The 17,244-nt window shown below is 56.6% G+C and carries 17 protein-coding genes; 6 read left to right on the top strand and 11 right to left on the bottom strand.

Annotated elements, in window-relative coordinates; all coding sequences use genetic code 11:
- Positions 1–56 precede the first annotated feature (56 nt).
- The gene (gene thyX, locus CKV99_RS04300; protein WP_092254896.1) at positions 57–809 is read right to left on the bottom strand and encodes an FAD-dependent thymidylate synthase; all 753 of its coding nucleotides are present in this window, start codon (positions 807–809) and stop codon (positions 57–59) included.
- Between the two features lie 10 nt (positions 810–819).
- A complete protein-coding gene (gene dapB / locus CKV99_RS04295; RefSeq protein WP_092254893.1) occupies positions 820–1,566 on the bottom strand; it encodes a 4-hydroxy-tetrahydrodipicolinate reductase in 747 nt (248 codons plus the stop codon).
- A gap of 323 nt (positions 1,567–1,889) precedes the next feature.
- On the opposite strand from dapB, the gene CKV99_RS04290 reads away from it, so the two are divergent.
- Positions 1,890–2,504 carry an AMIN-like domain-containing (lipo)protein gene (locus CKV99_RS04290; RefSeq protein WP_092254890.1) on the top strand — a complete coding sequence of 205 codons (615 nt, stop codon included), beginning with the start codon at positions 1,890–1,892 and terminating at the stop codon, positions 2,502–2,504.
- A 74-nt stretch (positions 2,505–2,578) separates the two neighbouring features.
- Here the strand turns inward: CKV99_RS04290 and CKV99_RS04285 are convergent, their stop codons facing one another.
- From CKV99_RS04285 to CKV99_RS04270, 4 genes are all read right to left on the bottom strand, one after another.
- Positions 2,579–4,858: a polyribonucleotide nucleotidyltransferase gene (locus CKV99_RS04285; protein WP_092254888.1), complete on the bottom strand. Its 2,280-nt coding sequence runs from the start codon at positions 4,856–4,858 to the stop codon at positions 2,579–2,581.
- 231 nt (positions 4,859–5,089) lie between these two features.
- Entirely contained in the window at positions 5,090–5,359 is a 270-nt protein-coding gene (rpsO, locus tag CKV99_RS04280; protein WP_092254885.1) for a 30S ribosomal protein S15, read from the bottom strand.
- Positions 5,360–5,531: 172 nt separating this feature from the next.
- Positions 5,532–6,494 carry a nucleoside hydrolase gene (locus tag CKV99_RS04275; RefSeq protein ID WP_092254882.1) on the bottom strand — a complete coding sequence of 321 codons (963 nt, stop codon included), beginning with the start codon at positions 6,492–6,494 and terminating at the stop codon, positions 5,532–5,534.
- Between the two features lie 58 nt (positions 6,495–6,552).
- A complete protein-coding gene (locus CKV99_RS04270) occupies positions 6,553–7,518 on the bottom strand; it encodes a bifunctional riboflavin kinase/FAD synthetase (RefSeq protein WP_092254880.1) in 966 nt (321 codons plus the stop codon).
- A gap of 42 nt (positions 7,519–7,560) precedes the next feature.
- On the opposite strand from CKV99_RS04270, the gene truB reads away from it, so the two are divergent.
- From truB to CKV99_RS14235, 5 genes are all read left to right on the top strand, one after another.
- The gene (truB, locus tag CKV99_RS04265; protein ID WP_197697216.1) at positions 7,561–8,454 is read left to right on the top strand and encodes a tRNA pseudouridine(55) synthase TruB; all 894 of its coding nucleotides are present in this window, start codon (positions 7,561–7,563) and stop codon (positions 8,452–8,454) included.
- 164 nt (positions 8,455–8,618) lie between these two features.
- Positions 8,619–9,989 carry an ATP-binding protein gene (locus tag CKV99_RS04260; protein WP_092254875.1) on the top strand — a complete coding sequence of 457 codons (1,371 nt, stop codon included), beginning with the start codon at positions 8,619–8,621 and terminating at the stop codon, positions 9,987–9,989.
- The gene (locus CKV99_RS04255; RefSeq protein WP_092254872.1) at positions 9,986–11,473 is read left to right on the top strand and encodes an SLC13 family permease; all 1,488 of its coding nucleotides are present in this window, start codon (positions 9,986–9,988) and stop codon (positions 11,471–11,473) included. The genes CKV99_RS04260 and CKV99_RS04255 overlap by 4 nt, the downstream gene beginning before the upstream one ends.
- 29 nt (positions 11,474–11,502) lie before the next feature.
- Positions 11,503–12,741, top strand: coding sequence for a glycerate kinase family protein (locus tag CKV99_RS04250; protein ID WP_092255665.1), 1,239 nt, complete (start codon positions 11,503–11,505; stop codon positions 12,739–12,741).
- A gap of 29 nt (positions 12,742–12,770) precedes the next feature.
- Positions 12,771–13,007, top strand: a complete 237-nt coding sequence (locus tag CKV99_RS14235) for a hypothetical protein (protein WP_143063378.1) — start codon at positions 12,771–12,773, stop codon at positions 13,005–13,007.
- Here the strand turns inward: CKV99_RS14235 and CKV99_RS04245 are convergent.
- The 5 genes from CKV99_RS04245 to rbfA are packed head-to-tail and all read right to left on the bottom strand — an operon-like array spanning position 12,977 to position 17,159.
- A complete protein-coding gene (locus tag CKV99_RS04245) occupies positions 12,977–13,636 on the bottom strand; it encodes a 4'-phosphopantetheinyl transferase family protein (RefSeq protein WP_092254868.1) in 660 nt (219 codons plus the stop codon). The two genes, CKV99_RS14235 and CKV99_RS04245, sit on opposite strands and share 31 nt — an antisense overlap.
- 7 nt (positions 13,637–13,643) lie before the next feature.
- The gene (locus CKV99_RS04240; RefSeq protein ID WP_092254866.1) at positions 13,644–14,456 is read right to left on the bottom strand and encodes a metallophosphoesterase family protein; all 813 of its coding nucleotides are present in this window, start codon (positions 14,454–14,456) and stop codon (positions 13,644–13,646) included.
- Positions 14,457–14,458: 2 nt separating this feature from the next.
- On the bottom strand, positions 14,459–15,760 hold the full coding sequence (locus tag CKV99_RS04235; RefSeq protein WP_092254863.1) for an MATE family efflux transporter: 1,302 nt from the start codon (positions 15,758–15,760) through the stop codon (positions 14,459–14,461).
- A complete protein-coding gene (locus tag CKV99_RS04230; protein WP_092254860.1) occupies positions 15,757–16,719 on the bottom strand; it encodes a DHH family phosphoesterase in 963 nt (320 codons plus the stop codon). Before CKV99_RS04230 ends, CKV99_RS04235 begins: the two co-directional genes overlap by 4 nt.
- On the bottom strand, positions 16,719–17,159 hold the full coding sequence (gene rbfA / locus CKV99_RS04225) for a 30S ribosome-binding factor RbfA (protein WP_092254857.1): 441 nt from the start codon (positions 17,157–17,159) through the stop codon (positions 16,719–16,721). The genes CKV99_RS04230 and rbfA overlap by 1 nt, the downstream gene beginning before the upstream one ends.
- Between the last annotated feature and the right edge of the window lie 85 nt (positions 17,160–17,244).

The following is a 17,244-nucleotide window of genomic DNA, read 5'->3' as shown; positions in this document are numbered from 1 at the left end:
CTTCTTTGCTTAAGCGTGCAACCCACCACAGCAATTGGTGTGTCGCAAACTCCTCTTTAGTTAATGTATGGGCTGGCTGCCATCTCAGAACCATCGGCCAAAGTGGTGACCAAAAAGTCATCAAACAGCGCGGGAGCCTGGTCTTGCAAAATTTTGAGACAGGTCACAGCGAGATTGCGAATTTCTACGTCGGCATGCTCAGTCGCACGCGCAGCGATGAAGTGACGCCAGGTCCGAAAATTCCCCGTGACGACAATGCGTGACTCCGTGGCGTTGGGCAAGATGGCACGCGCAGCTTGGCGTGCCTGCTTTTTCCGCAGAAGTGCATTGGGTTCGTCGGCAAGCTTCTCTTCGAGCGCGTCGAGCAGCTCATCATAGACAAATCGCGATTCATCAACAGCGCGGAGGAAAAGGTGCGTCAACTCCTCATCCTGAGCGATGAGCTCTGGAACCACCACATGGTTGGTATCCGAATGGACGAAACGCTGCGACAACTGCGAGAAGGAAAAGTGGCGATGCCGGACCATCTCGTGCGTTGCCGAGCGGGATAACCCCCGGATATAGACGGTGGCCGTGGCATGTTCGAGCAACGCGTGGTGCCCAACCTCCATAATGTGCCGGAGATAAGTCTCATTCGTCGCCGTATGAGGGTTTGGCTTATTGAAAGTTTCGTAACACGCACGGCCGGCGAACTCCACCAGCCCCTCGGCATCAGTAGCAGTCTGATCCGCTTCCCACTCCACATCCACGGGAGCAGTAAATCGGGTAGCCGCAATCAGCTGAACATCGAGCTGCGTAGGCTGCGACATTTACCCCTCCTTAGAGGCCCAAGTAGGAGTCGAGCCCGATGGTCAAGCCCTTGTGCGCCGAAACGTTACGCACACCGGTTAAGACCCCGGGGACGAAAGAATCACGGCCGTAGGAATCCTGGCGAATGGTTAAGGTCTGATCTTTGGTGCCAAACACGATATCTTCATGTGCGACCATGCCCGTCATCCGCACCGCATGAACTTTTACCCCGTCTACATCTGCTCCGCGCGAGCCTTCCAGTGCCTGCTCGGTAGCATCCGGCATTACAGCCATACCCGCGTCACGACGTGCTTGAGCGATCCCTTGAGCCGTTTTGACTGCGGTACCGGACGGGGCATCAAGCTTGTTCGGGTGGTGGTACTCCACTACCTCAGCGGATTCAAAAAACGGAGCCGCCTGCTTTGCAAAGGCCATGGCAAGAACTGCGGAAATTGCAAAGTTAGGAGCGATGAGCACCCCCACCTCAGGGTTGTTGTCAAGCCAGCCACGCACCTTGTCATAGCGCTCCTCATCAAATCCGGTGGTGCCCACGACGGCGTGAATACCGTTGCTAATGCAAAATTCAAGATTGTCCATCACAACATTGGGCGTGGTGAAGTCGACAATAACCTCCGCGCCAGCATCGACTAGGGCGGTTAGTGAATCATCGACATCAATCTCTGCGACGAGTTCGAGATCATCAGCCACTTTAATTCCCGCAACTACCGCTGATCCGACACGCCCCTTCGCTCCAAGAACGCCAACCTTAATTGTCATAGTTTCTACTCCTTCACTGCATACCTTAACTGCATACCTTAACTGCATATACGCATTAAAAAATGTTAAATTATCGCGCACGCGTAGCGCGTATATTCTTCCGCCCAGTGTATTCACACCACAAGGCATGCGGACACAGCGGTAGCTATCCACATCAAAATCACGTCTATTTAGGTCGAGACAGTCTTCAATCAGAGTGTCGTCGGCACGCGCGCTCCCGAACACCCCAGCCTGTCACTACCGGTCGACTGTAGTTGCAACGATTCGCTTACGATCACCTTGTCATGCTTCATCTGCACCGCAGGACGGGTTACCGTTAACTTATGAAACATAAGACACTCGCACTCATTTCCCTACCATTGGTTGCGGGCGTCATGCTGGCCAGATGTTCGTCCAGCGACGACTCCCTCGCCACAGACCCACAAACAGCATCCACCGCTTTGAAGGAAGCCGAGGAACCCACCGCAGCGGAAACCACAGACCCTAACGGCGAGGTCATGCTGGGTGCTGCCTCAACAAAACCGTCGTCCTTCATGAGTCCGAACCTCGGCGAGCTAGTTATTGCTGATGTCCGCGTCGGGGAGCACAATGGCTTCGACCGCGTCGTCTTCGAATTCACGGGCACAGGTACTCCTGGGTTCCACGCGGGGTACACCGACCAGCCACTGCAGCAAGCCTCAGGACTTCCCATCGAAGTCGCTGGCAATGCAGCATTTGAAATCATGATCCACGGCACCCCCATGCACCTGGGCGACTGGGACAGCCCGCTGATTCAAACCGGCCCGATGGATCTGCAGGCCGGCCACATCAAAGGCGTCACCCATGGTGGAGTGTTCGAGGCAGACACCCAGTACTTTGTGGGCCTAGACACGCAACGCCCTTACTCGGTCACACTGCTAGAAAACCCCACCCGCGTCGTGGTCGACTTCGCTAGCTAGTGCACTTAAGCGAGCACGCTTAACGACGATAAACCCTCCGGCTCATCGTCGTTGAAAAAGCGTGTGCGTAATCTTTAGTCTTCATCCTCGCCGACTGGCACTAAAGAGATCTTGCCACGGTTATCTACATCAGCGATCTCGACCTGGATCTTGTCGCCTACGTTTACAACGTCTTCGACCTTATCGATGCGCTTGCTTCCGCCCAGTTTGGAGATGTGCACGAGGCCATCCCTACCTGGAGTCAGGGAAACGAACGCACCGAACGCCACGGTCTTCACTACGGTGCCCAGGAAGCGCTCGCCCACCTTAGGCATCTGTGGGTTAGCAATCGAGTTAACCTGCTCAATCGCCTCATCAGCAGCCTCACCTGACGCTGCAGAAATGAACACGGTACCATCGTCCTCGATGGAGATGTTTGCACCAGTATCCTCGGTGATCTGGTTGATCGTCTTACCCTTCGGGCCAATGACCTCACCAATCTTGGCTACTGGCACCTTAATGGTGGTGATCTTCGGAGCAAACGGGCTCATCTCGTCAGGCTCTTCGATAACCTCAGCCATCGTATCCAAGATCGCTTCACGGGCCTCCTTCGCCTGCTCTAGAGCATCAGCCAAAACCTTGGAAGGAATGCCGTCCAGCTTGGTGTCTAGCTGCAGCGCGGTGATGAAATCAGGGGTACCGGCAACCTTGAAATCCATATCGCCGAACGCGTCTTCCGCGCCCAGGATATCGGTCAGGGCTACGTACTTGGTCTTGCCATTAACCTCACCGGAAATCAGACCCATGGCGATACCCGCTACAGGGGCGGCTAGCGGAACACCTGCATTGTAAAGCGACAACGTCGACGCACACACAGAGCCCATCGACGTCGAGCCATTGGAGCCGAGTGCCTCAGATACCTGGCGGATGGTATACGGGAAATCCTCACGCGAGGGGATGACAGGCTCCAAAGCGCGTTCGGCCAACGCACCATGGCCAATCTCACGGCGCTTCGGTGAACCAACCCGCCCCGTCTCACCGGTGGAGTACGGAGGGAAGTTGTAGTGGTGGATGTAGCGCTTGGATTTCTCAGGGTGCAAAGAGTCCAGCTGCTGCTCCATCTTCAGCATGTCCAGGGTAGTCACGCCCAAAATCTGGGTCTCGCCACGCTCAAACAGTGCTGAGCCGTGCGCACGCGGGATGAGGTCCACTTCGACACCCAGGTCACGAATATCGGTGGTGCTGCGACCATCGATGCGATAGCCCTCAGCCAAGATCTTGCCGCGAACAACATCTTTCATCACAGCGTTAAACGCAGCACGAATCTGCTTCGATGCACCCTCCTCACCCAACTCATCCTCGAACTTATCCAACAGGGAGTCTTCAATCTGCTCCATGTATTCGTTCGAGGCGTCATCGCGATCCTGCTTACCAGCAATAGTCATGATCCCGCCGAGCTTCTTGCGCGCTTTCTTATCCACCGCTTTGTATATCTCGTCGGTATAAGCCGGGAACAGCGGAAACTCCTGGGTTTCCTTCGCAGTGCGCTGCGCCAGTCCAGCCTGCGCCTCGCACAGAGTTTGGATGTATGGCTTAGCAGCCTCGATCCCCTCAGCAACGACAGATTCGGTCGGCGCGATCGCACCGTTTTTAACCTGCTCCACCACGTTGACACCAGCACCGGCCTCAACCATCATGATCGCCACATCGTCGACTTTCTTGCGGCCCTGCTTACGCGTGACCATCCGGCCTGCAACAACCATCTCGAATAATGCGCGCTGGTGCTGCTCATGGTTGGGGAACGCGACCCACTGGCCTTCTGGGTGGTTGTCGTCAGCGATAAGCGCCACTCGCACACCACCAACAGCGCCAGAGACCGGCAGGCCCGACAACTGGGTTGCGGCAGAAGCGCCGTTAATGGCAACTACATCGTAGTAATCCTCCGGGTTTTGGGACATCACAGTGATGACAACCTGGACCTCATTACGCAATCCCTTCACAAATGTCGGGCGCAAAGGACGGTCTATCAAACGACATGCGAGGATAGCTTCTGTGGACGGGCGACCTTCGCGACGGAAGAAGCCCCCGGGCAGTTTTCCTGCCGCATACATCCGCTCTTCGACATCAACAGTCAGGGGGAAAAAATCGAAGCCCTCACGTGGATTGTTCGACGCGGTGGTGGTAGCCAGTAGCATGGTGTCATCATCGAGGTAGGTGGTCACAGACCCATCAGCTTGGCGCGCCAGCTGGCCAGTTTCAAAGCGGATGGTACGAGTACCAAAGCGGCCATTGTCAATCGTTGCTACAGCTTCAGTGATTCCGTAATCATCATCGACTAGAAATTCAACGGAGTTATCAGGGGTGAAGTTACTCAAAGAAGGATCCCTTTCCTTTGGGGTTAATCCCGGCGATCTTCGGTGTCGCCGCTTAAAAGATATTTGGTGATGGGCGCTACATTACCAGGAATGAGGATAGTTTGCCCGGATCGACATACCGACTCCACCGAGCGTCAGATTGCCACCGAAATAAAACCGCCCATCCCCCTCTGCAAAAGAAGACGATGGGCGGTAGGTGCTCGTCGTTAAGCGAGCATTGAAGCAAAAATCTTAGCGACGCAGGCCAAGGCGCGCGATCAGGTCACGGTAGCGCTCAACGTTGTTGCTTGCCAGGTACTTCAGCAGACCACGACGGCGACCAACCAGCAGCAGCAGACCACGACGGGAGTGGTGATCGTGCTTATGGAACTTCAGGTGCTCGGTCAGGTTATTGATGCGCTCAGTAAGCAACGCAACCTGTGCTTCGGTGGAACCAGTGTCGGTTTCGTGCAGGCCGTACTCCTTGAGGATTTCAGCCTTCTTCTCGGTGGACAGTGCCATGAGAGTTACTCCTTGTTTATTTCAGTCCACATTCTTCGAAAAAGTCATAGAATCGCGCGCACTGCTGTGGACCACAGTGACGATGCGAAAGACCTCGGAAGAGAATACCCGAGGTCCGAACAAAAACCAAAACAAAAACCAAAACGTGGCTAACTTGGCTTTCTCAGCAACGCTATACCGCAGGGGTGTTCTTTGCCAGAACAGTCAACCGCTGCATGAACTCTCCCAAGAAGCGCTGCACATCGACAGCAACAGCAACCTGCGCGGTCTTCACACCATCGTTGAGGCGCTCTTCGTCACCAATGGTCCGGCCGCGGGTAGCGCCCTCGGTGTCGCACTTCATGTTCACACCAATGGTGGTAACCAGTGAAGGGTCCACCGCCACAGCGACAGCCAACGGATCGTGCAACCCACAACCACCCAGATGCGGGCTGGTGGTCTCGTACGCCTTGATGTAGTAGTCGGTGGCATCAGCCAAAAAGTTGCCACCGGTGGTCCCTAGTGCCCGCCACTTCGCGGTTTCTTCACTGGTGAGCAAAGTCTGCAGGGTGACATCCAGGCCGATCATGGTGACATCCTTGGCACGCTTGAACAGAAGATCCGTAGCCTCTGGGTCCTGGTTAACGTTCGCCTCAGCCCAGGCGGAGACATTGCCGGGCACGGTTAGTGCGCCACCCATCATCACGATATGCGCATTGTTTGCAAAGTCCTCGTCAGCCTCGATCGCTGCAGCCACAGTGGTCGACGGGCCAGTAGGGACAATCACGAGGTCATCACCGTACTCACGTACGGACTCCACCATGAAATCCACCGCAGACTTGCGCTCTACGTGGCGCGTCGGCTCTGGCAGCTCTGCCCCGCCGATCCCATTAGCCCCGTGGATGAACTCTGAGATTTCCAGCACCTCGAAAGAGTCACGCTTGCGGGCGTGATCTGGGCCAGCGAACACAGGAACGTCGGTCCGACCAAACAATTCGAGGATTGCCAGCGAGTTGCGCACCCCGGTTTCTACTAACACATTTCCGTAAGTGCCGGTCACACCGATAAGTTCAAGCTCCTCAGAGCCAAGCGCGTACGCCAGTGCGAGGGCATCATCAATGCCGGTATCGAGATCGAGAATGATCTTGCGTGCCATAAAGGGCGGTCTCCTTGCCTATATCCGTGAACGGCTTCACGACGAAAAAGAACACTACCTACTGTAGGCCAAGCACCTCGCGAGTGGTTCTCACATCTCGCGCCATATTCTTTAGTAGTTCCTCGACAGAGTGGAATTTGACCATGTCACGAACCTTTTTCACAAACTCAACTTTTGCGATTTTGCCATAAAGGTCTGCCTCTTGGCCCAAGATAAACGATTCAACCGAGCGGCGATGATCACCAAATGTCGGATTTGTCCCAATCGAAATCGCTGCCGGGTACCGCACGCCTGGCTGCATATCTCCGTCGATAGGTTGACTACCCAGTACAGTAAACCAGCCGGCGTACACACCGTCAGCCGGTAGAGCGACAGACTCCGAAAAGTATTGGTTGGCGGTGGGGTATCCGAGTTCTTTACCACCACGGCCTGCTCCATGTTCAATTTCTGCAACCACAGCATAGTTGCGCCCCAACGCCTCATTTGCTGCAGGGATATCGCCGGCAGACAGTCGCTGCCTAATAAAGGTGGAAGACACACGTTGGCCATCGTCGAATAGTAAATCCACAATCTGCACATTGACATTGTGACGCTGGCACAAGTCGCGCATCGTGTCGGCTGTTCCGGCAGCGTCTGCCCCGAATGTGAAATTCTCGCCGACTACCACGCAGCGCGCCTTGAGCGTATCGACGAGCACGGTGGTGAAGTAATCCTCGGGAGAAACCCCAGCGAGCTCGCGCGTGAAGTCCACAACCAACAGATGGTCTACGCCGAGCTCCGCTACCAGTTCTGCGCGCCCTGTCAGCGTCGAGAGCATCGTCGGCGTGCGCTCGGGAGCGAATACTGCAATGGGGTGTGGGTCAAAGGTCATCAGCACGCTAGGTACACCGCTGGTACGGGCGGACTCAACCGCTGTGGCAATTAACCGCTGGTGTCCGCGGTGTACCCCATCGAACACGCCAATGGTCACCACCGATGCAGTGAGGCTGTCAGGAACAGTGTCTAGTCCGTACCAAATATCCACGTCCCTTAGATTACGGCATACTTGTCAGTTATGAACCAACACCTGCATGATCCCCTGTCCGATTCCGGCATTGTGGTCGTCGATAAGCCCCAGGGTATGACAAGCCATGACGTGGTGGCACGTCTGCGGCGTTTCTTCGGCACACGCAAAGTGGGTCACTCGGGCACACTTGATCCGATGGCCACCGGTGTCCTGATCGCCGGCCTGGGCAGGGGCACGAAGTTGCTGGCGCATTTCGTGGCCCATGACAAGGTTTATGCCGCCACTGTCCGCTTGGGGCAGGCCACGTCCACCGAAGATGCTGACGGAGACATCACCTCGACGGCAGATGCCTCTGACGTCACCGTTGAACAGATCACCCAGGCTATTGGGGGCCTGACTGGTGAGATCATGCAAATCCCATCGAAAGTCTCCGCAATAAAAATCGATGGCAAACGCGCACATGAATTGGTGCGGGAGGGCAAGCAGGTGGAGATCCCCGCACGCCCCGTCACCGTGTTTAGCTTCGATATTTTAGAGATTCGACCCCATGACCAACTGGTAGATATTGACGTGCGCGTGCATTGCTCCTCTGGGACGTATATCCGGGCTTTGGCGCGCGATCTCGGCGAGGTCTTGGGGACAGGGGCACATCTGATCGCTTTAAGACGAGAGGCAGTAGGCCAGTTCGGACTCGATGATGCACGAACGCTTGTGCAATTAGAACAGTCACCCTCGTTCTCCTTGTCTCTCGATGAAGCGATGAAGCGTGTCTGGCCTGCTATGGAAGTATCTGAGCGAGAATTCGCAGATTTGGCCATGGGCAAATGGTTGCAACCTCGCGGGCTCGACGGGGTACATGCTGCCATCGGCCCTGATGGACGAGTCGTTGCGCTTGTTCAGGAGAAAGGAAAGCGCTTATCGACGGTGTTTGTGGCCCGACCATCGACTCTGTAGCAGTTTTCCTCCACTGATTCTGAACAGGCATTTCACCCCGCACACGAAATGTCCAGACACTGTGAAAACTTCTTCATTTCTAACTCATGGCTGCTTCACCTAGGGGTTCCATACTTGGTTCTTGACGTTCTAATTCGTCTTACCAAACCAAGGAGGACACCCCGATGCGCCGAGATTTTCGTTCTCGCATAGTCGGCATCTTTGCCGTCCTCATCATCCTCACCTTCGCGGTGATGCTGTTAACTACCAGGCAGGTTATGCACTCAATAACCACCCAGGAAGCAACAGCGGACATTGCCCAAGAGATTGATGAATTTACCACCTACGCAGAAACCGCGAAGGACCCAGACACTGGTGAACCAATCACCGATGCTGGCCGGCTCTTCGAGGTTTACCTCGCGCGCCAGGCCCCTGACTCTGGCGAAGCCATTGCTGCAGTCGTCGACGGCGCGCTCGTGGAGAATTCCACAGCACCCCGGCCCTTGTCGGCAGAAGGCCCTCTAGTCACAGACGTTCTCGCCTCTCCGGATTCTTCCGGAGGTTTTGATGACCAAGCCCACGGCGAAGTCATGTGGGGCAAAGTTTCTATCACGGCGGGAACTGATGAAGCGACACTGATCATCGCCCGCTTCCTCGAGGAGGATCGCGACGTTGTCGCATCGAATCTCAGGCTCATCACTTTGATTGCGTTCGGTTCCATCCTCATCGCAATCATTGTGGCCTGGATCGTCGCCGGACGCCTGATCAACCCGGTCCGCCAAGTTGGCCTCGAAGCATCCGATCTCAGCTTAATCAAGCCTGGTTCAACGCTCGAGACGACAGGACATCCTGACGCAGACGCACTGGCGACTACGTTCAACACAATGCTGGCTCGCGTCGACGCAACAGACCACGCCCACCGCGGGGTCATGCGCCGTACCGTCCACCAACTCGAAAACGCCAGCACCGCCGTGGATGGTCGTGACGATACGCTAGATGCGCTGCGTACCTTACAGGACCTCCCCGTGGGGCGTCGAGTGCCCTCAGCAGCACCGTCCACTCTGGATCACTTGTACACCCGGGTCCGTACGGCGGTGCGCGATGAACTGGGATCACAGGTTGTCTTTTCCTCACAAAATATTGACGACACTGAGGTCGAAGTCACCCCAGATCTCGTCGTTGCGGCTGCGCGCCACGCAGCGCGATCAGCACAGTCCCGACTCCCAGACAAAGCTGATGATGGTGCTAAACAGCCGATCGTCTCGATGCACATGGGGTTTGTCGACGGTCAGCTGACCGTCTCCGCCACCGATAGTTCATCCGCAATCGAGGCCGAAAGTCTGCCCGCTTTCTTTGAGTGGGATCCCGACCCCCTGGCGATTGACCAGCTCGCAGACCAGCCTCATCTCTCGCACGCCATCATGCGGGTGGTCGCTGATGTTCATGGTGGGCAAGCCTGGGTGGAGTCCGAGGCAGACAAGGGCACATCCATTGGGATTACTATCCCGGCACCTTTGACATACCCAGAGGACGCCGACGACGAGGAGGAGTCATGAGCATTCCAACCCGGTATTCCACGACTCCTCCCCCTGTCTACGACATTTCGCTAACCGACGATCAGCAAGACCAATTTCTTTCCGCCTTGCGGTGGACCCCAAAATTGGTCATCCAGATCATCAGCGCGGTGGCCATCGTGTTGTTCTGGCTGATGCCAACCAGCATGGAGCCAGAGGCGCGGACCACCCTTGCTGTGTTTGCTGCGGCGATCTGGTTCTGGATCTTTTCCTCCGTCCCAGATACCTATGTGGCTTTAGTCGCTGTATCGGCTGTGGTGCTACTGGACATCATCAGTGTAGAAGCGATGTTTGCGCCACTGGGGCATGACACCACTTGGCTGCTCATTGGTGCCTTCATCTTGTCCACGGCAATCACCACATCCGGGCTGGCCCATCGGGCCGCGGTTGCACTCACCGTGGGAGTATCCAGCCCCCGCGCACTAGTCCACTTGTTGACCTTTGCTACGGTGCTCACCGCGTTCGCCGTACCCGCTACCTCGGGACGCGCAGCTTTAATCCTGCCGGTCATAATCACCATTGCCTCTGTCGTTCCGGCGTGGCTTCGTCGAGTGCTCGCCATCGGTCTGCCATCAGTCGTGCTGTTTTCGGCGGTTGCCACGCTTATCGGCGCAGGTGCACACCTCATTACAAACCAGGTATTGGCTGGTAACGGTTTTGGCGAGATTAGCTTCACCCGGTGGATTGTGCTCGGTTTTCCTTACGCGCTGATCGTCTCCCACCTCGCTGCCGAATTGATCTACCTCACGTTCTCCACCGCTGAACAGCGTAGAGAACAGCTTTCAATCACGCGTCGCAAGCTTACTCGTGATCACCCGCTGTCCAAGCGGATGCAACGCAGCGAGGTTATGGCGCTGAGCATCTTGGCCACCGCAATCCTTTTGTGGTTCACCGAGAACCTGCACGGCATCCCGCCCGCTCTTGTAGCAATTCTGGCTGCCTTGCTAGCGTCATCTCCGGCAATCGGCATCACCGATTTCGCCTCCGCAATCAAGAAGGTGCCATGGAACCTGCTGTTATTCATGGCCGCCACGGTTGCACTGGCACAAGCCTTGACTCAGTCGGGTGCCGCCCGCGCTCTCGCGAACATGGCTTTCGGTAACCTGCCCGGTTGGTTATATATCATCGTGGTAATACTTGTCTCTACAGCAGCACACTTGGTGATTCAGTCACGCTCGGCACGATCCGCGGTCTTGATTCCGATCATTATCGCGACTGCTCCTGCAGCGGGGGTGAATCCAGTCGCAGCGGCGTTCATTTCTACTGCTGCCGCCGGGTTCTGCCACACCCTTCCCGCATCAGCCAAGCCTTTGACCATCTTCCGTGGAGAAGACGACAACCCGCGCTTCACCAACCAGGAGCTTCTGCGCGCCTCGGCAACCTTGGCACCAATGTTTATCGTCGTCACGCTCCTCTTCGCATTTTTCGTGTGGCCGGCACTCGGCCTCCCATTGTTCAATTCATAATTCCCTAGAAAGGATCCATCACTATGCCTATGACCATGTACTCCCCGACCCGTATCCTCGTGGCACCATCTGGCTTTAAAGAGTCACTGTCGGCTGTGGAAGTTGCGGACGGCATCGCAGCAGGTGTGCGCCGCGTCCTGCCTGGTGTGCGTGTAGACCAGTTCCCCGTTCCCGACGGTGGCGAAGGCACCCTGGAAATTCTGAGTCTGCGCCCAAACACCCGTTTTCACCGCTCAAAAGTCACTGGCCCGGTAGGCGATCAGGTACGTTCCCGTTGGCTCGAATTCACAGGCGATACTCCTGAAGAGTCCGTTGCTGTCATCGAGATGGCCTCGACCGCCGGTCTGTCCCTGGTGCCTCGCGATATGCGTGACCCTGGAGCGACCACAACAACTGGTGTCGGCGAACAGCTGGCTGAAATTCTCAACCGTGGTATCCGCCGCATTGTTGTCGGATGCGGTGACTCCGGCACCTCCGATGGCGGCGCCGGTGCTCTGCGCGCCCTCGGGCTGAAGATCTACGACACTCACGGCAACGAGATCGCCCAAGGCGGCGCAGCACTTGCTAAGGCACACACCCTTGATGCTAGCGGTATGCACCCCGGTCTCGCCGAGGCGGATATCACCTTGGCCTGCAACATCCACAACATACTGACCGGCCCGCGAGGTGTGGCCCGTGTCTTCGGCCCGCAAAAGGGTGCGACACCCGCACAGGTTGAAGAGCTCGAGCAAGGCCTCGAACACTTCGCTGATCTGCTCGTCGACACGTTCCACCCCCAGTCCGATATCCATTCCGGCCGTGGTTCAGGTGCCTCGGGTGGCCTAGGCGCCGGGCTGATGTCCATCGGGGCGACCGCTCGCGACCGCTTTGAGGTTCTGCTCGGCGACCTTCCCGCAACGGAAGACATTGACGCGCTGATTGAGCAGGCAGACCTCGTAATCACAGCTGAAGGCGCAGTGGATTTTCAAACCCCGCGCGGCAAGGTGCCGGCAGAGATCGCACGGCGTGCACAATCCACCGGTGTGCCGGTCATCGCGCTGGCTGGTTCCCTGGGCAAGGGTGCACACGACGTGTACGAGGTGGGGATCTCTGCAATCCAGTCCATTATGACGGTGCCGATGGCGTTGGAAGACGCTGTCCGCGACGGCCGAAAGCTGCTGATCGACGCAACCGAACGTGCAATCCGCATGCTCCAGATCGGATGCGTCGTCTCCGCCCGCCAGGAACAGGCGGTACGTCACCGCTACCAGAACCGCGAATCAGCCTAAACACGACTAACCGAGAAGGAATGCTCCACGTGCCTACCAGGTTCCGGACACGTTTCACTCGCACGGTCGCGGTGCTTAGCCTCATCATGTATGTCGTCGCTATGGCAGTGCTGCACTCCACGAGCCAATCACTGGCGGTGCGTTCTTCTAGTTCCGCTGACCGCGACCTGGCGTGGAGCAGTGCAGACTTCCTTCGTCGTCATGTGCAGCCTCACGCTAATCCTGAAAAAGGCTCCTACAACACCGCGGTACTAGCAATAATATAATTGCCGCGTATCGCCCAACGACCTTCGATGAACGGCACCGGGGTGGGTCGCACCAGTAGGTATGCGAGGAACGAGCCGTCAGAACGAAGGTCGATCTGAGCGTCCTCGAACCCTAACCAACGAAGTGTCATAGGAAACCACGCCTTATACACTGCCTCTTTGGCACAAAACAACAACATGTCGGCGTTTAGTCCCGGGATTTCGTGGTTAAGCGTTGCCAGTTGCTCTAACTCCCCACCACGCGCGATTTGTTCCAACACTCCCTCAGCAAGTTCGGAGTTGGATTCAGCATCAATGCCAAGCGAGCGGACACGTGCGATGGGCGCGGCCACAGCTGCGCGGAAACCGTCGGTGTGGGTCATGGAACCAGTAAAGCCGGCAGGCCATAACGGCATCCCCCGTTCGCCTCTAAGAATCGGTGGCGAGTCAGTAACTCCGAGTTCACTCAGGGCTCGATGCGCGCACCAGCGGGTATCGCCAAATTCCGCTTTACGACGATCGACCGAATGACTTACCAAGCTCTGTTCGCGTGGGTCAAGCTTTTCAAAATTTGCCATATCCTGCGATGCCGGATCCGTCAACACGTACACGTAGCGCGCGGATTCTGGAAACAGGTGGGTGTCTTGCATTACTGCTTCACCTCCATGACCGGGTCATGACCGGGTAGGGCCACGGCTGCGAAAGATGGTTCTCGCGCTGCCACTCCTTTGGGTAACCCAAGGACACTTCGATGTGTTTCACACCATCGATCACAGTGGTTTTCGGCATGTGAAGATGCCCGTAAATAACCGCCCTCGCGTTGTACCGAGTAGCCCAACTACGGGTATGGCGGGTGCCACACCATAAAGCGATCTCACTCCAGCGCATATCCAAGGTAGGTTCTTGCACCAATGGCCAGTGGTTGACCAGCACGGTCGGCCCGTCGATCCGTGACAATCGCTTAATAGAATATGTTAGGCGGTCCCAGCACCATGCACGGATATCGACGAAAGGGGCGATGGCCACCTCGTCTGTCATCATAATGTGTTTCTGTTTGGCTGAAGCGATAGCTTCCTCCACGCTCATGCCCGGGCCACGGAAAGAATAATCGTACAGAGTAAAAAGGGGCACCACGGTCACACCATCGAAGACGGGGTATGCGTCCTCTGGGGTAACTACCCCAATCCGGCGCAACGCAATAACCAGCTCTTCGTACTTGGCGCGCCCCTGATACCGGTCGGTGGTCCGCGAAAAAAGTTCATGGTTTCCAGGAACCCAGATCACTTTTGCGTACCGCTGGGCCAAGTCTTTGAGCACACGCACCACAACCTCGGTGCGTTCTGCGACATCCCCTGCAACTATCAGCCAATCGGCAGGGTTGGGCGGGACCAATGCATCGATGCGCTCATGGTTTGCTTTGACCGCCGCGTGTAAATCCGAGACGGCCCACAGCGTGGTGGTGGTGGCCATACTTACAGCTCTACCACGGCCCACGCCATCGAGCGGAATCGAATGACCACACCCACCAACCGAATCAGAATGAAAGCCACTAAACCCGCCCAGATGCCGGTGAGACCGCCGGATACAACGTGGCTGATCCAGACTCCCGGGAGGAATCCGAGCAGTACAGAGGCGATGGTGAGGTTGCGCAGAAAAACGGCGTCACTGGCGCCCAGCAGCACTCCGTCAAGCGCGAAAACCACACCTCCCGCCACGATCATGACTAGCAGCAGCCACCATGGGGTAGTCATGTGGTCAAGGACAGCTTGATCAGTGGTGAAAATACGTTGGATCCATGGCGCTGCCAGGCCGAAGACCACAGCCAGACCGCCGGCAAATATCGTTGAGTACACGGTGACTTTCGTGCCAACAGTGCGGGCGTCTTTCACATTTCCGCTGCCCAGCGCGGAACCAGTCAGGGTTTGCGCGGCGATCGCTAGCGAGTCCAGCACCAAGGTAATGAAATTCCACAGTTGGAGCAAAATCTGGTGTGCGGCCAGTGCGACCACTCCCACGCGAGCTGCAACAGCTGCGGCCGAAATGAATGCAATCTGGAAGGAGAGCGACCGCAAAACAAGGTCACGCCCGAGCACTAACTGCTTCTTCATCACGCCCCACAGCGACCTCCAGCTCCCCTTGTGGCTGCGCGCCAGGGCGACCAGGAAGCACGTTGACGTGATGGATACTCCCAGCACGTTGGCGGCAGCGGAACCGACTAGGCCCCACCACCCGACAAAAATCGGGATAGCTATCGCCCCAGGGATCACCCCAGCAAGTGTGAAATACAGTGGCCAGCGGGTGTTTTGGACACCTCGCAACCAACCATTGCCTGCCATCACAATTAAGGTCAAAGGAATCGCGAACGCAGAGACATGGAGCCACGAAGCCGAGCGGGACGCAGTATCCGGGTTCCCGGTCAAGGCTAAAGCAATTGGGTAGGCAAACACCCATACGATGGTTGCTAGGAGCAGTCCGACGACAATCCCCACCCACGTTGCTTGGACGCCTTCCGCGACCGCCTCATCGCGTTTTCCTTGCCCATAGAGGCGCGAGGAACGCGCGGTAGTTCCGTAGGACAAGAAGGTCAGTTGCGTGGTCACGGTGGATTGTACTGTGGTGCCGGCAGCAAGCGCTGCGAGTTGGTCTGCACCAAGCCTGCCAATCACAGCAGTGTCCAGGAGCAGATACAGCGGGGTAGCTGCAAGCACTCCTAGTGCGGGGAAGGCAAGCGAAAAGATGGTGCGCGCGGAAATCTCGCTTGCCTTTACTGTCACGTACAGCGGAGGGCATCGACAAGCTTGTCGACGACCTCCTGCACACTCCCCATAGCGGAATAGCCAGCAGCAGGCGAATGCCCTCCCCCGCCCAAACGCTTTGCTACTAGTGACACGTCGATATCGCTAGACCGCAAAGACACAGACCAGTCTCCGGGGTGGGTCTCTTTCAACACCACGCCAATATCTGTCCCTGCAAGGACGCGGGAGTAATCAATCACAGTCTCTACCGCAGGCTGCGACATGTGCTTCAAGTTTGCGGAATCCGCAATCAGAATCATTAGTTGGTAGCCGTGTGCCCGACGGATTTGTACCCCAGACACAATTTTGCCCAGGTGATGCAAATCAGTCGCACTCATACTATCCATCAGTTCCATGGAAATTTTGCGCGGATCCAGCCCGTACTCCAAGAGTTCCGCCGCCAGCGTATGCATGCGTGGGGTGCCCCACTTAAAGCTCCCAGTGTCTGTCACCAACCCTGCATACAGCGAGTAGGCCAGCTCGTAATCCAGTTCCACTCCTAAATGCTCGAACACGTCACGCAGCAATGTGGTGGTCGACTCTGCTTGCTGGATCAAATTGTGGTGGCCAAAGCCGGTATTGCTTACATGATGGTCGATAACAAGTACCTGTGGGGCCACCGCTATCTGGTCAGCCAACATTCCAGTGCGGTCTAAGGAAGCACAGTCAACTGTGACGATCAGGCGACCGTCGTCTAGCTCCCCTCCTAGCTGGATTTCTCCAGACCCAGGGATGCAGCGCAGGTTTTCGGGAAACGGGTGTGGCTCACCGATCAGGATGTTTACCTCCGTGCCTAGGGTGCGCAGTGCGCGTGCCAAGGCCGTGGCGGAACCGATGGCGTCGGCGTCTGGCCGGATGTGCGTCACGACGCTCACACGTGAAGCTGCTTGGAGAATTCGGGCCGCACCAGCAGAGTCGACGACGGATCCAGACGACATCAAGCTCCATCACTTTCAGACTTATAGGGATTTGCCTCACCTGCAGGCTTGGCATTCTTTTTCAGCTCAGCAAGCTCTGCATCCCGGGCACGCGCCTTGGCCAGTAATTCTTCCATCCGGGCCGAAGCTTCCGGCACAGTATCCAGCTCAAAGCTCAGAGTTGGGGTGAAGCGAACACTCAACTCGTCACCGACGATCTTGCGCAGCTGCCCACGTGCGCGATGCAGGGCTTCCGCAGCCTGCTCATAGTCAGGTTCATCATCAATATTTTGTCCGCGGACGGTGTAGTACACAGTGGCATCATGGAGATCACCCGTCACACGAGTATCAGTGACGGTGACAAGCTCCAAGCGGCGGTCCTTGATCTGACGTTCAATCGCGGTAGCTACGATCGTCTGGATCCTTTTGGCCAGACGGTTCGCACGTGGATTCTCAGCCATGTCATCTCCTCATCTCAACGGGGCAGTCTTCAACGCAGCCAGTGTACCTAACAGTGCGCTTGGCAGCTAAGTACCCATCCTGCGA

Origin of the sequence: Corynebacterium cystitidis (genome assembly GCF_900187295.1) — a bacterium.
GTDB classification, from domain to species: domain Bacteria; phylum Actinomycetota; class Actinomycetes; order Mycobacteriales; family Mycobacteriaceae; genus Corynebacterium; species Corynebacterium cystitidis.
The sequence above is the reverse complement of the archived record's forward strand: the minus strand, read 5'-3'. Positions and strand labels throughout refer to the sequence as shown.

Coding starts and splice junctions, on each gene's coding strand:
- rpsO (WP_092254885.1), bottom strand. CDS start 5,359: ATGGCACTGTCCACCGAGAAGAAGGCTGAAATCCTCAAGGAGTACGGC.
- CKV99_RS04255 (WP_092254872.1), top strand. CDS start 9,986: ATGAGCATTCCAACCCGGTATTCCACGACTCCTCCCCCTGTCTACGAC.
- CKV99_RS04240 (WP_092254866.1), bottom strand. CDS start 14,456: ATGGCCACCACCACCACGCTGTGGGCCGTCTCGGATTTACACGCGGCG.
- rbfA (WP_092254857.1), bottom strand. CDS start 17,159: ATGGCTGAGAATCCACGTGCGAACCGTCTGGCCAAAAGGATCCAGACG.
- CKV99_RS04260 (WP_092254875.1), top strand. CDS start 8,619: ATGCGCCGAGATTTTCGTTCTCGCATAGTCGGCATCTTTGCCGTCCTC.
- CKV99_RS04250 (WP_092255665.1), top strand. CDS start 11,503: ATGACCATGTACTCCCCGACCCGTATCCTCGTGGCACCATCTGGCTTT.
- CKV99_RS04245 (WP_092254868.1), bottom strand. CDS start 13,636: ATGCAAGACACCCACCTGTTTCCAGAATCCGCGCGCTACGTGTACGTG.
- CKV99_RS04290 (WP_092254890.1), top strand. CDS start 1,890: ATGAAACATAAGACACTCGCACTCATTTCCCTACCATTGGTTGCGGGC.
- CKV99_RS04275 (WP_092254882.1), bottom strand. CDS start 6,494: ATGGCACGCAAGATCATTCTCGATCTCGATACCGGCATTGATGATGCC.
- CKV99_RS04230 (WP_092254860.1), bottom strand. CDS start 16,719: ATGTCGTCTGGATCCGTCGTCGACTCTGCTGGTGCGGCCCGAATTCTC.
- dapB (WP_092254893.1), bottom strand. CDS start 1,566: ATGACAATTAAGGTTGGCGTTCTTGGAGCGAAGGGGCGTGTCGGATCA.
- thyX (WP_092254896.1), bottom strand. CDS start 809: ATGTCGCAGCCTACGCAGCTCGATGTTCAGCTGATTGCGGCTACCCGA.